Raw genomic sequence first — 14,591 nt, forward strand, 5'->3', positions numbered from 1 at the left:
GAATTATCCATGTGGCATTATGCCGTATTTAACCGCTTCATTAAATAACTCATGCAGTACTGTTAAGTAGTCCTCGTCCCCATTCTCAATATTGTCCATGTGCTCCTCAACCATTCTAGTCCTATCTTCACTTATGAGGCACTTGAAGTTGACGTTGCACTGTTTCATTAAGCCTTCAAATTCCGTGTTTTCCTGCACCTTATTACGCCTGGTGCTTAAGTAGAGTTTGGCCACATCCTTATCATTAGATAGGCATATGTATGCGGTTACGCCGCGTTTAGTTGGGATTAATACCTTTGTTGAGCCAAGGGCCTTAACGTAGCCCCTTCTCTTAAGGGTCTCTATTATCTTAGCGTAGGTGGATGGCCTACCTATCCTCCTCCTCTTCATCTCGGCAACAATGTCACCCTCCCTGTAGGGGTATGTTGTGTGAACTGTCTTAACAATGACCTCATCATCCTCAGTTACAGGTAACTCCATTGATGATTCAGGGAATTGAACTACCCTAACTGTTGGGTATATTGCTAGGAAGCCGTTCCTGGTAATGCCTGTTACAAATTCATCAACCCTACTTGACAACATGTCACCATTACGCATTAACTTAACCTCAACCTTCATTCTCTTAACTAACCCACTCTGCATTTGGCTTGCTATGAACCTCCTGAATATTAAGTCGTAAAGCATAATGTGCCTACTGGTTAACTTCAACCTAAGCACCCCACTGTCAATTAGGCTCCTGAGTTCCTCAGCATCAATAGGCCTAGTTGGCCTAATGCACTCATGAGCACCCTCCTCGCCTGCACCCCATTCCCTAGCCATGAAGTTTCCTTCACCGAACCTGTTGGTTATGTAGTCCTTAGCTACACTAATGCCTACTGCTGATACCCTTGTACTATCTGTCCTATGGTAAGTTATTAAACCCATTTCGAATAATTCCTGCGCAAGCCTCATGACCTCCTCCGTACCAGCCCTAAGCCTTGCCGTGGCTTCAGTAAGCATTGAGTCAGTGGTGAAGGGTGGTGGTGGGTTAACCTCCTCCTCTGATTCACCGAGTTTAGTTATTATTAATCTAAGCCCCTTCTTATCCTTCGCCACGTCCCTTAAGTCGTGCCTAACCTTAGCTGTGTCATCGCCATTAGTCACCTTATCGAAGGAGACCTCAACTACCTTACCATCACTAATCCTCTTCCTAACAATTAACCTAATCACCCTATTCCTCCTATACTCAATATACCTCTCAATTATCCATTTAAGCACAGGTGTCTGAACCCTGCCAGCCGACATATTCTTGTCATTAAATGCCCTCTGCAGGTATGAGCTTAAACCAAAGCCAATCCACCTATCCTCAATACGCCTAACCAATTGTGCCTTAACCATATTACCGTTTATCCCCCTTGGATTAGCCAACGCATTCAATATAGCCCTCTTAGTCACTTCATGAAACTCTATCCTCCTAATGTCCTGCACAAAGGGCTTAAGCATGTTGAATACGTCCCAGGCAATCTTCTCACCCTCGGAGTCTGGATCAGTGCCTATTAGGACCAGGTCGACCTCAGTGGCTAAGTCCCTAAGCATCTCAATAACGCTACTGCTATCCACTAGTGGCGTATTGTCGAATGGACACTTGGCAATATCATCGGTGAACGATCTACCGCATGTTGGGCAACGCTTTATTGTTGAGTATATTGGGATGAAGTTACCATCAATCTTAAGTATTGAGTAGTAATTCTTAGTTACATTTGATATGAATTTAGTCACGTAATCCATGTCACCACTAATGGTTTGAGTATACTGCTCAGTGGCTAATTCAACAACATGACCCTTAGTTGCTATTATGTTAAGCAATAGGTTACCTGAAGTAACCTCATAGACTATTAAATTACCGAGTACCCTTGTGCTTGGCTTACCGAAGAAGTTGGCTATTGTCCTAGCCTTAGTGGGTGACTCAACGATCACGAGAACTGACTTAAGTGGGTCAATTTGGCTTATGCTTGGTGGTACATTACCGGCCATTATTTGCCTTATTAATTCCCTCTCCTCATTAATGGTTTTAAGCATTTCAGCTACATTAAACTCCTCGTAGTTAATGAACTGGAAGTCTACAAGCCTGTACCTTAAGTCCCTGCTTAGGCTATTGAAGGCTGCCTCATTATCAACAACAAGCACTGATAAGCCGTGGGTAATACCGCCTAGGTACATTCTTGATGTCCTACCACTACCCTGTATGTAGGCTGGTGAATCTGGTAAAATAACGTAAACATCATCACCTACACGCTGAATGTTAACAATGGACTTGCTCATGGCATCCCTCACATCATCCCTATTCAGTAATTCCTGAGCAAGCTTAATGGCGTTACTAATGACCTCTGAGGCGTACTTATCGAAGCCTTGAAGGCTCTCACCCTTCTCAACAGCCTCAATAACCTTATTTATCCTGTCCTGACTCATGTTCATTATGTTCCTTAGGCTTGAAACAGCCTTATCAATCCTAACCTTGTATTCACTTGGTGCAATAACCCTAAGTGAGGAGAGGAGCATTATGTAACGGCCTGGGTTAAACTCCTTAAGAGATAACTTAAACCTAATCTTAGGTACACCGGCGAACACCACGTACCTTATCCTATGGGGTAAGTCAATACCCCTAACCAAGGCTGACCTGGATGTAGCCAAGCCTATCAGTACTGGTATTGAACCATCCTCAAAGCCCTCAATCAGCTTCCTCTTAGGCTTTAGGTAAAGCCCAGCGTTAATGCCATTATCGTTAAGGAACCTACTTAACTCCTCGGCGAACTCCCTACCTAAGTCGGTGGGTACGTATATTATTCCACCATCCCCAAGTCTCTTAACTAAGTCTAGGATAATGGCCTTAGGATCCCCCTTAGGCTTAACGTATAAGTCAACCACATTCCTAAGCCCCTCAGCCCTACCGCCCACATCGAAGCCCAGTATTTCCCTGAATAATGCGGCCCTGGCAGTCCTTCTGGTCCTAGTTAACATGCCGCTCACTATTAGTGAACCAATTCTCTTACCCTCAAGAATTCTCCTTAATTCACTCACCTTACTCTCCCTCTCCTTAAAGTCACTTATCTTGGCAATCTCAAGAGCCTTATCAATAGCCTCCCTCGGTACACCAAGCAGTAACAGTAACCTCTCAATATTTCTGCTTGAGGCCTTCATGACACTGTCAACGTCATCGACGAAAACAAGGTCAAACCTGTACTTACTTAGAATATCCATGCCCTTCGGTAAGAAGGCGTTGGTTATGATTAGTATATTGAAGTCACCTGACTTAATAATATTGAGCACATCGCTCTTATCCCGCTCGCTTAGTAGGCCATTGTAGGTAATCACCTTAACGTTAATGGCTGCGGAATCCCTATAGGCTAACGCCCTCTTGTAAACTTGGTAGGCTAGTGTTGAGGTTGGAAACACCATAAGTACCCTACCCCCCTTACTAGCTACGTATATTGAGGCTACTAGACCGAAGGTGGTCTTACCGCTACCCGTGGGTGCAACTATGGCGAAGCTCTTACCTTTAAGAAGCCTCTTAGCCCAAAACCTCTGGGCACCCCACATTGAGGTTCCAGTTGCCTTCCTGAATAATTCACTGAACTCATCATACTTCATTAAATGGTTGAAGGCATCCCTTAACTTAACTAACCTACCCTCCCTATTAAGCTCATTCAACACTACTCTTAATGATGCTGCCCTTAATCTTGAACCTTCAGGTAGGCAAACGTGGCAGGGTAAACCATCCCTAAGCCTATCTGAGGTAACTGGGCCACCGCAGTTAGGGCACATGCCGTGGTAAAGCACCAACGGCTCCTCACTGCCGCCATCACCTCTACTATCACGCATCCTAATTCAACCTTAAGGGAATGCAGGGGATTTAAAAAGCGTTCCCTGAAAAACACCGCACCATGACCCGCATGGAAGGCCGCCCTCAGGAAGGGGCTGGGGCTTTCATTACTTGAGTTTAGGTAAGTTAATAAGCCTTACTGTTCCTCAGTGAATGAGGCATCCATGGTTGATTACTTAATTTAAACCCAAGCATAGTTAACTGGACTAAAGTAAGTCCTCCCTCTGAAGTATTTCACTAAACTTACTTATGAACACTTGTAGGGTTATGTCCTTAGCCTTACTCACCGATGCTGAGGAGTAGTGGCTCCAGGCCTTACCATCAGTGAGAAGCTTTACCGTTGAGTCAACTGCCTCATCAACATCACTGTACCCCAATCCCCTTACACCCTCCTCAACTAGGTCACTCCAAGTACCCCCTGACTTATGGACGACTGTGGGTAATCCCCTTGCCATAGCCTCAGCAACGGCTATACCCCAATGCTCATTGATCGTTGCGTGTAGGAAGACCTTCCCTGAATCCATCAAGTTATTTATCGTCTGCCTAGGTGCATTAGGCACTAGGTATAGGTCAGCATCCTGGTTAAGGTCCCTTGAAACCCTTAAACCAGCCTTGGTTGCTAAATCCATTACCCTACTCATGTAGTTTAACTGCGTCCTAGTGGTGGCCCCACCAAATATGACTATCCTAGTATCCTTAACCTCCCTGAGTAGCCTTGGCGCAAGCTCAGTTACGACCCAGTGGTACCTCTTCTCCTCACTGAACCTACCAAGCATAATAACCCAATTACCCCTCTCATCAAAGGGTCTAGGTTCATTAATTATCTCAGTATTAGGTGCAATGGGTGGGTTAAGCACGGTGGGCTCCTCACCGTAAACCATCTTAGCCACTCCAGCGGTCCACTTGGAGTTTGTTAAAACCAAGTCAGCGTCATTGAATGGGTTCTCCCTAATGTAGCGTGGAAGTAGCTTAGTGAATACACCCCAGTAAAGGTTCATTGGGAATTTACCATACCTCTCAGTAACGTATGGATCCTCACCGTAGGCTAACCCGGTGCCTTTAAACTTAGGGTTAATGATTACTTCAAAGGGAAAGTGAATGTACTCAATTATGTTTAAGCCCCTTCCCCTATAATTAATAAGGGGCTTATAGGTCTCCTCGTCGGTGAACATTAGTAGGGCGCGGTACTTGTTAATTGCCTTAGCTGCGGGGTACCATACAAATAACCTAGTCCATAAGCCGAAGGCCTTAATGTTACCAAAGGGTAATGTAACCACAGGGTACTTAGATATGTCGATACCGTACCAGTCAATGTACCTGCCTGGATCAAACTTAAATGTACCAGTTAACACGGGGTTAAAACCCATCTTGTCGAAGGATGATGCTACTGAGGCGCAGACTAATTGACCGCCTCCTGGTGATCCCCAATAATGATGAGCCACAAGTGCACTATTACCCATGGATTACTATTCAGTGGAGGGGTTATTTACATTTGCGTAGTTACCCCACCTTAACAATGATTAGTGAGGCGCTAGGGTTAACCCTACTGATTACCCATGATGAACCTCAGTTGACTATAAATTATTAAATTATGGGTAATGCTTAAAAATATAGATTGTATAGGCCTGGTTAGATTGGTATGGAATTCGGGACCCACGTGGAATACCTGGAATGGTAAAGGAAGCTAAAGTGAACCTAATAAATAGGGTTAAGGAAATAAGTAATAAGGCTCGTTCAACACTGGTTGGGTTAAGTTTAATAGACCCACACATTCACCTGGGTTCATCGCTATCAAGCATAGATATACTGGCAACCCTGTACTTGATGGCTAATGTGAATGATGAGGACCCGTTAAGGAGGGACTACATAATATTATCAAAGGGTCATGCTGCCCCAGCATTATACATAGTGTTATCTGAGTTAGGGATTCTTAATAGGGAGGAGTTAATGATGATTAATGAACCCTGGAGCCCACTGCAAGGCCACCCTGAGGTTAAATTACCAACAGTACCAGTATCCACAGGTAGCCTAGCGCAGGGATTAAGCACTGCCGTGGGCATAGCTAGGGGGTTAATGGCTAAGGGGGCTTCAGGTAAGGTTTTCGTAATAGTCGGTGACGGAGAGTTAGATGAGGGGCAGGCTTGGGAAGCGTTAATGGATATTGCTGAATCTAAGCTAAGTAACTTATTCATAATAATTGATTACAACGGTGTTCAACTAGATGGACCCGTAAGGGGCATTAAGTCAACGTTGGTTAATATGCTTAAGTCCCTTGGGTTCACTGTACTGGAATGTGATGGGCATGACCCAGGGGAGTTGATTGATGCCTTAATCCAAGCACACAAGGTGAATGGGCCTAAGGTCATAGTGGCCAGGACCATTAGGGGTAAGGGGGTTTCTGACATTGAAGGGACTAGTAGGCAAAAGATACTTGACGATGGTGGGGAACCAGGCTTCGGATCAATGAGGGACGCGGTAGGTAAGGCACTCCTTGAGGCTGGTGAGAGATACAATGACTTATACGTGGTGACCGCTGACGTAGGTGGGTCAACGAGGGCCATTTGGTTTAAGGAGAAGTTCCCGAACAGGTACATTGACGTCGGCATAGCTGAGCAACACATGATTGGGGTGGCCAGTGGACTAGCACTGACAGGTCTTAGACCTGTTGCAATTGGATTCGCAATGTTCATAATGAGGGCTTGGGAGCAGGTTAGGAACACTGTATCTAGGATGAACTTGAACGTTAAGATTATTGGAACCCACTCCGGTTTAAGTGATTACGCTGATGGTGCGTCACACCAAACCTTCGAGGACATATCACTAATGAGGACCTTACCGAACATGACAATTGTAGTGCCCGCTGACCCTAATGAGGCTAACAAGGCTGTTTTAGCGCTACTGGAGCATCAGGGACCAGCCTACATTAGGATTGGTAGGGATTATGGGCCTAGGGTGACTAACGGTGACGAATTCAAGGTGGGTAAGGCTTCCGTACTTAGGGATGGGGATGATGTAGCCATCATTGGTGCCGGCCCAGTCCTGTGGGATGCATTGATGGCTGCTGAGGAATTAGGTAAGATGGGGATCTCAACTATGGTAGTTAACCTAAGCACCATTAAACCCATTGATGCTGACACCGTGATTAAGGCAGCTAAGAAGACTGGCGCAGTGTTAACTATTGAGGAGCACTCAACGTTTGGTGGGGTTGGTTCAGCAGTGGCTGAGGTGCTTGCTCAGAATTATCCCGTGCCCATTAGGATGATTGGGGTTAATGGGTTTGGTAGGTCAGGTAGATCAACTAGGCAATTAATGGAGTACATTGGCTTAACCCACAGGAAGATAGTTAATGAGACTCTTACGCTGCTTAAGGGTGAGTGATAATGCTATGGCAGTTGAGGAAAAACATTGATGAAGTTGATGATGAAATCATTAGGTTACTCGCCAAGAGGTTAACCATAGCTGAGACCATTGGTGACGTTAAGAGGAAGCTTAACCTACCGCCGGTTGATCATGAGAGGGAAAGCGAGGTTATTGATAAGTGGGTTAGTGGCCTAGTTGAGGCTGGGTTAGATGAATTAACAGCCAGAGGCATTGCTGAATTAGTCATAAAGGCGTCAACTAAGAGGCAGATAAGGAATTGGTTCAACGTGAAAATAACCGTGGTCGGCTCAGGGAGGTTAGGTAAGACCCTTAAGAGGACACTAAGTCAAGTTACGTCAACAACCCTAGTAAGCATGAAGGATGAATTACCGGACTCAGACGTGGTGATCCTGGCCACTAGGCCAACGGAGGATTCCATAAACTACATTAGAAGGAATAGTGAGAAAATAAGGGGGAAGGTACTTATGGATTCCTTCTCAGTTAAGTCAAGGCTATTCAATGTCATTGAGGATGAATCAAGGGAAGTGGGTTTCAAGTACTTAAGCATACACCCCCTGTTCGGTAGTTTAACAGATACTTGGGGTGAGGTGGTGGTTCTAATACCATCATTAACCAGTAGGGATTCATTACCGATGGCTACTCAGATATTTGAGGCAGCAGGCTTAAGAACAGTAGTGCTGAATGACCCGGAAACACACGATAAGGTTATGGCTTATATACAGGTTGCGCATCATTTAATGCTACTGGCCCTATACACAATGCTTAAGGATGCTAGTAGGGTGAGTGGGGTTAACGCAGGCCTACTGATGACTCATAGTTTAAGGTTAACCATGAGGGCTATTGAGAGGACCCTGGAGCAGCTTGATGTTGTTGAGGAGATTCAGGAAATGAACCCATACGCCGGTGAAGTTAGGGATAAGATTATTAAGTACATTAACATTGTTAACTCAGCCGCAGCAGAGGGTAGGTTAAGTGAGGTTATTGGGGGTGACTTAAAATGATAATAAGGGTGACGCCAGGCAGGATTAATGATGTTGCTGCAGCATTAGATAAGGCTAAGGTAAGGTTCAGGGAAGTTAAGCTACTTGGTGAGGAGTTAATAGTCACTTGGCCTGAGGACACGGTTGATGAGAAGCTTGTTAAGGCAGTGGACGCTGGAGCAGTAATAATCAACATTAAGACCAAGTACCAGTTAGCCAGCAGGCAGTGGAGACAGAGGAGTATAGTTGATGTCTCAGGGGTTAAGATAGGTGGAGGCGATTTGATAGTTGCGGCTGGGCCATGCGCAGTGGAGAGTTATGATGAGGTTAAAGAGACTGCAGAGGCCGTTAAGGCTGCTGGAGCTAGGTTACTGAGGGGTGGTGCATTTAAGCCAAGGACAAGCCCCTACAGTTTCCAGGGCCTTGGGGTTGATGGTTTAAAGATACTGAGGCGAGTCTCCGATGAGGTTGGGTTACCTGTAGTCTCTGAGGTGCTGGACACTAGGATGGTTGAGGTAGTGGCCAGTTACGTTGACATGATTCAAATAGGGGCCAGGAACGCTCAGAACTTTGAATTAATTAAGGAGGCTGGTAGAACCGGGAAGCCAATACTACTTAAGAGGGGAATGGGGAATACTGTTGAGGAGTGGCTTCAGGCAGCTGAGTACGCTATGCTTGAGGGGAATGGTAATGTGGTGCTTTGTGAAAGGGGAATAAGGACCTTTGAGAACGCTACAAGGTTTACACTGGATTTAGGTGCAGTAGTAGCGGCTAAGAAACTAACCCACTTACCAGTATGCGTTGATCCATCCCACCCAGCCGGTAAGAGGGATTACGTTATCCCACTAGCCTTAGCCGCAGTGGCCGCTGGGGCTGATATGATTATTGTTGAGGTTCACCCAAGGCCATGGGAAGCGTTATCAGATTCTGAACAGCAGTTAACCTTCGACATGTTCACTGAGTTAATGAGTAAGGCTAAGGCCGTGGCTCAAGCCATAGGTAGGGGAGTATGAGGAGCTTCACCTACAGGAGTAGGTGCAGTGGTGAGGTAAGGGTCCTGGTTAATTACCCTCATGCTGACGAGTTAAGTAAACTCATTGATAAATACACCGGCTGCATAATGATTACACCATCATCGGTAAGTAGCCTAGTGAGCTTCAACAAGTGCCCAAGGATTATTATTAAGGATGGCGAGGAGGGGAAAGATATTGAAACGGTTCTGGATATAATTAAGAAGTCAATAGGCAATTCACTGGATAGGGGTGGGGTAATGATTGGGATTGGGGGTGGGAGCACACTTGATATAACAGGGTTTACTGCTGCAATATACATGAGGGGGGTGGATTACGTTAATGTACCCACTACAACATTAGCCATGGTTGATGCAGCCTTAGGGGGGAAAACCGGGGTTAACGCAGTAGGTTTAAAGAACGTTATCGGTGTAGTGAAGCAACCAAGCGAAATCATAGTTGACTTAACCTTCATTAAGACCTTACCAACCTCAAACTACCTTGATGGTTTCTCAGAGGTTCTCAAATATGGGGTGACGATGGATAAGGGGTTATTTAATAAATTAAGTAACAATGTTGATAAGGTAATGAGTAAGGATGAGGGCTTACTGGAGGATTTAATCTATGGTTCATTGGTTAATAAGGCCCGCGTTGTTGAAGCTGATGAGTACGATAACTTAGGTGTCAGAATAGTGCTTAATTACGGGCATACTGTTGGGCATGCTTTAGAATCAGCATCAATGTTTAGTATCAGTCATGGTAAGGCTGTGGGGTTAGGCATGGTTTGTGAATCATCAATTGGAGTTAAGCTAGGTTACACTGCCTCAGATGTACCGAGCTACTTAACTGAATTATTAAGTAGACTTAACTTAATACAGGACATTAAGGTTAAAACTGACTCAGTATTAAGGGCTATTGCTGGTGATAAGAAGAAGAGTGGGGACTTCCTTAACCTACCCATGGTTACTGAAATCGGCGATTGGATTAAGGTTAAGATTAAGGTAAGCGAATACCTCAGGCTGGTGAGGGACTCATGCACGTATTTGGCTTAATAGGCTACCCACTGGACTATACCCTATCACCCCAAATCCACAACTACGTCTTCAGGAAATTAGGCATTGAGGCAACGTACATACCATTAAGGGTAACCTCAAAGAGGTTACCTCACTTCATTGAATTCTCAAGAGATGCCTTAAGTGGATTCAACGTAACCATACCTCATAAGGTTACTGTGGCTAAGTTAATTGATGAGCTCAATGATGATGCTGACGCCGTGAAAAGCGTGAATACGGTAGTTATCAGCAACCAGAGGTTAATAGGCTATAATACTGATTACGTGGCAGTTAAGGAGTCTTTAATTGAAAGAGGATACAGAGGGGAGGAGACTCTATTAATTGGAGCTGGGGGAGCAGCCAGGGCAGTGGTACTGGCTTTATCTAAAATCGGATGCAGGACAATTAGAGTGCTTAATAGGAGTAGGGAAAGGGCCTTGGAATTATGTGGATTAGCCAATGGCTTAGGCCTAGACTGTAGTGTAGTAGATATTGGTGGGGATTACGGTAAGCCTCACGTAATAATTAATGCTACCCCATTAAGCAGTGAGGAGGATTGGTTACTTAACCTAAGTAAGTTAGGTGTGGCGATACTTCTTGACATGGCTTATAAGCCTAAGGGTGAAACAGACTTAATTAAGAGGGCTAGGGAACTAGGCATTAGGACTATTGATGGCGTTGAAATATTGGTTAGGCAAGCCTTAGCTGCAGATAAGCTATGGTTAGGTGATTTTAATGAACCAAGCGTTAATGAGGTAATTAAACACATTAATGGTGATAATACTTAATATCCCCCGGAAACTTATTATAATTCTCCAAATCTAAGCATTAATGATCACTGGCAAGGCACTAATAATAGCGTCAGATAGGAGTGGGTCAGGGAAGACAACGGTTACTTCAATAATAGCCGCGGCATTATCAAGTAAACTTAAGGTTAGGGCATTTAAGGTTGGGCCAGATTACATTGATCCCGGTTACCATAGGGTAGCCACAGGTTCACCCTCAATTAACCTAGACCCATGGTTAATGGGTGAGAAGACACTTAAGGAAACCTTCTGCAGATACATGAGAGGGATTGACTTAGGGTTGATTGAGGGTGTAATGGGGCTATATGATGGTGTTGAGGTTGGGTCAAGCACGTTTCACATCGTTAAATTACTCTCGTTACCGGTTATCCTAGTAATAGACTGCTCCAACATATCCTACACAGCTGGAGCAATTGTTAAGGGTCTAAGGGATTACGGGCCAGTTAACGTGGTTGGGGTTGTCTTCAATAATGTGGCTTCAAGTAACCACTATAACTCATGCAAATCCTCACTACCTAATGGTGTGGTGAGCTTAGGCTATATCCCATATGATGCAGGGTTAAGCATTAATGAAAGGCATTTAGGCCTTGTGACAGTGGAGGATTACGGTAATAAGGTTAAGGAGATTATTAAACGCGGTGTTGAGTTGATTAATGGGAGAATTGACCTTGATCTAGTATATGATTTAGCTGAACCAGTGAACTGTGAATATGATAATGGGCAGAAGGAAGATTATGGTGATAAACTTGGGATTGCCGCTGTGGCTTACGATAATGCATTCCTCTTCTACTATAGGGCATCCCTTGACTTACTCTCAAGCATATTTGACTTAAGGTTCTTTAGCCCAATGAATAATGAAGTGGTTAATGATACATCATTCATATACATTGGTGGTGGTTACCCTGAATTACACTTAAGCGAATTAGAGAATGCTACTAATACAATTAATTGGATTAGGAAGGCATCTGATTCAGGCATACCTATCCTAGCTGAATGCGGGGGGTTAATGTATCTATCTAAGTATATTAAGCTTGATAGGGAATACAGAATGGTGAACTTATTTGATATTGGTATTGCCGCTAAGGGTAGGTTAACGATAGGGTATACGGAGCTTGAGGCGATTAAAGATAACTTAATTACACAGGGTGGATTAAGGGTTAGAGGACATGAGTTCCACGTGTCCTATGCAGAATACTCTAATGAGGATTACGTGTTCAGGAACATTAGGGGGAGGGGTATTGCTAATGGCTTTGATGGAGTAATGGTAAACAACACTATGGCTCTTTACACCCACTTATACTTACCATCAATTAAGGACTTTAGGGAAAGAATTACTAGCGTTCTTAAAAGGTAAGGAATTACTTACTGTAGAGCCAGCAGGCAACCTTATGGTCATTGTCAAGCGTTATTAATGGTGGCTCCTCCCTGCGGCAAATATCCATGGCATATGGGCACCTTGGGTGAAACCTACAACCACTGGGTGGGTTAATTAGGCTGGGTACTTCACCTGGTATGAAGGATAACTTCTTATCCTCCCTCAGGGTTGGTATACTTGACATTAAGCCTTGAGTATACGGGTGCTTGGGTTCACTGTAGATTAAGTCAGCTGAACCGAATTCAGCAACCTTACCCGCATACAGTACAAGTACCTTATCGGCTAATTCACTGGCTAGAGCTAAGTCATGCGTTATGAATATGTACGATAACTTGAATTCTCTCCTCAACCTCTTAAGGAGGTTCATTATGTTTGCCTGCGTCATAACATCTAAGGCTGATGTTGGTTCATCCAGGATAACTAGCTTAGGCTTAGCCTGTATGGCCATTGCTATTATCACCCTCTGCTTCATTCCTCCCGATAATTGGTGAGGGTACTTGGTTAGAACATCCCTAGTTAACCCAACACTCTCCAATGCTTCCCCAGCAATCTTAATAGCATCTAACCTTGAAACACCCCTAGTGATCAGTGGCTCAATCATCTGATCCATTATCTTAAGTACAGGATTAAGGGAGTTCATGGAGCCTTGAGGAACCATGGCTATCTTAACCCACCTATAATTCCTTCTAAACTCCTCCTCACTAAGCTTAAGAATATCAACACCCTCAAAAATAATCTCTCCACTCACTATCTTAGCATTCTCCTCAAGTACCCTAACAATGGCCTTAGCTAAGGTTGACTTACCACTACCTGTTTCTCCAACAACGGCTAATGTTTCACCCTCATTAACATCAAAGCTAACACCTTCTAAGGCCTTAACAATTCCCCTTAGCGTCGTGTAGCGCATACTTAAGTTATGAACCTCAAGCAGAGGCACTCATAATCACCTTCTCAACCTTGGATTAACTATTGGCTCCATTGCTAATGCAGTGATTATAAATGTTATAGCAACAAAAGCTATTAACAAACCTGGAGGAACAACCCACCACCACATGCCTGATTCAAGGGCACCAAATTCCTCTGCATAGTAAAGCATGAGACCCCAAGTTGGCCATAATGAAGTTGCTAGGTTCAGGAAATTCAGTGAAGACATGGAGAGTATTGTACCTGGTATACCTGCTACGAACGAGTAAACGAGGAAAGGTATTAACTGAGGTAGTATGTGGTTCCTAATGATCCATGAATTACTGGCGCCAGCGGCCTTGGCTAAATCAGCGTAGGCTGAATTCTTTATTTGAAGTGTCATTGCTCTAATTATCCTAGCACCACCACCCCAGCCTAGTACTGTGCCGAATAGTAATGCTTGCCATACGTTTAATCTAAGTAACACTGATAATACGACAAGTATTACGAAGGTAGGTAGTAATATTAGGAAGTCCATTATCCTAGTTAATATTTCATCCACAATACCTCCTAGGAAGCCAGCTATTAAACCTATGGATACTGATATGACTGTACCTATTAATGTGATAACTACACCAACCTCTAAGCCTAATGGGAATCCGGCAAGTAAACCTAACCACAGGTCATGACCTTGTGTGTCAGTACCCATTATGCCGTAGGACTGACCCTGAATAACTACTGTTGCAGAACCTTCAGGCTTTATATTAGGTAATTGGCCACTTGTTGGTGTTAACACAACCTTTATAGTATAGGTACCTTTTAAAGGTACTAAATTACCTGATGAAACTTGGTAAAAAACATTTAAGAATGGTGTTGATGATTCAAGCGCGCTAAGCTCATATCCATATTTACTTAGGAAGAAGAGTGTCACCTGATTAGCCACATTCGGGTTTGATCCCACGTCATTCACACCATTACTCAACTGCACTGGGCCTAATGTTAAAGATGAACCATCAGGCCTATGAATATATACATACACCATTAATCCAAGTGACTTCAAGGCTGGTGAATTCACAACTATGAAGAGGTCTTGCCATGGCTTACTGTAAACACCATTAAGTGTTAGTGTTAACACCAGTTGATTACCCTCCTTAATGAAGTTGCTTGATGTTATTTGTGGGGCATATATATTACCCACTATGTAGTTTATCCAAGCTGGTGGAGC

Annotated in this window: 10 protein-coding genes; 6 read left to right on the forward strand and 4 right to left on the reverse strand. The window is 44.1% G+C overall.

Annotated elements, in window-relative coordinates; all coding sequences use genetic code 11:
* Positions 1-3: 3 nt before the first annotated feature.
* Positions 4-3,858, reverse strand: coding sequence for a reverse gyrase (gene rgy / locus Q0C29_RS00980; RefSeq protein WP_291998794.1), 3,855 nt, complete (start codon positions 3,856-3,858; stop codon positions 4-6).
* Positions 3,859-4,065: 207 nt separating this feature from the next.
* Entirely contained in the window at positions 4,066-5,319 is a 1,254-nt protein-coding gene (locus Q0C29_RS00985) for a glycosyltransferase (protein WP_291998795.1), read from the reverse strand.
* A 211-nt stretch (positions 5,320-5,530) separates the two neighbouring features.
* On the opposite strand from Q0C29_RS00985, the gene Q0C29_RS00990 reads away from it, so the two are divergent.
* Genes Q0C29_RS00990 through Q0C29_RS01015 form a run of 6 tightly spaced genes read left to right on the forward strand, consistent with a single transcriptional unit; the run spans position 5,531 to position 12,442 of the window.
* A complete protein-coding gene (locus Q0C29_RS00990) occupies positions 5,531-7,237 on the forward strand; it encodes a transketolase C-terminal domain-containing protein (protein WP_291998796.1) in 1,707 nt (568 codons plus the stop codon).
* A gap of 2 nt (positions 7,238-7,239) precedes the next feature.
* Complete coding sequence (locus tag Q0C29_RS00995; RefSeq protein WP_291998797.1) at positions 7,240-8,241, forward strand: chorismate mutase; 1,002 nt, start codon at positions 7,240-7,242, stop codon at positions 8,239-8,241.
* Positions 8,238-9,233, forward strand: a complete 996-nt coding sequence (gene aroF, locus Q0C29_RS01000) for a 3-deoxy-7-phosphoheptulonate synthase (RefSeq protein ID WP_291998798.1) — start codon at positions 8,238-8,240, stop codon at positions 9,231-9,233. The genes Q0C29_RS00995 and aroF overlap by 4 nt, the downstream gene beginning before the upstream one ends.
* Positions 9,230-10,282: a 3-dehydroquinate synthase family protein gene (locus Q0C29_RS01005; protein ID WP_291998799.1), complete on the forward strand. Its 1,053-nt coding sequence runs from the start codon at positions 9,230-9,232 to the stop codon at positions 10,280-10,282. Before aroF ends, Q0C29_RS01005 begins: the two co-directional genes overlap by 4 nt.
* On the forward strand, positions 10,264-11,070 hold the full coding sequence (aroE, locus tag Q0C29_RS01010; RefSeq protein ID WP_291998800.1) for a shikimate dehydrogenase: 807 nt from the start codon (positions 10,264-10,266) through the stop codon (positions 11,068-11,070). Before Q0C29_RS01005 ends, aroE begins: the two co-directional genes overlap by 19 nt.
* A gap of 43 nt (positions 11,071-11,113) precedes the next feature.
* Entirely contained in the window at positions 11,114-12,442 is a 1,329-nt protein-coding gene (locus Q0C29_RS01015) for a cobyrinate a,c-diamide synthase (protein ID WP_291998801.1), read from the forward strand.
* Positions 12,443-12,446: 4 nt separating this feature from the next.
* Here Q0C29_RS01015 and Q0C29_RS01020 read toward each other — a convergent pair whose 3' ends face one another.
* On the reverse strand, positions 12,447-13,400 hold the full coding sequence (locus Q0C29_RS01020) for an ABC transporter ATP-binding protein (RefSeq protein WP_291998802.1): 954 nt from the start codon (positions 13,398-13,400) through the stop codon (positions 12,447-12,449).
* A 6-nt stretch (positions 13,401-13,406) separates the two neighbouring features.
* The coding region (locus Q0C29_RS01025) for an ABC transporter permease (RefSeq protein WP_291998803.1) at positions 13,407-14,591 on the reverse strand (1,185 nt) is incomplete at its 5' end.

The sequence above is a fragment of the Caldivirga sp. genome (assembly GCF_023256255.1).
GTDB lineage: Archaea > Thermoproteota > Thermoprotei > Thermoproteales > Thermocladiaceae > Caldivirga.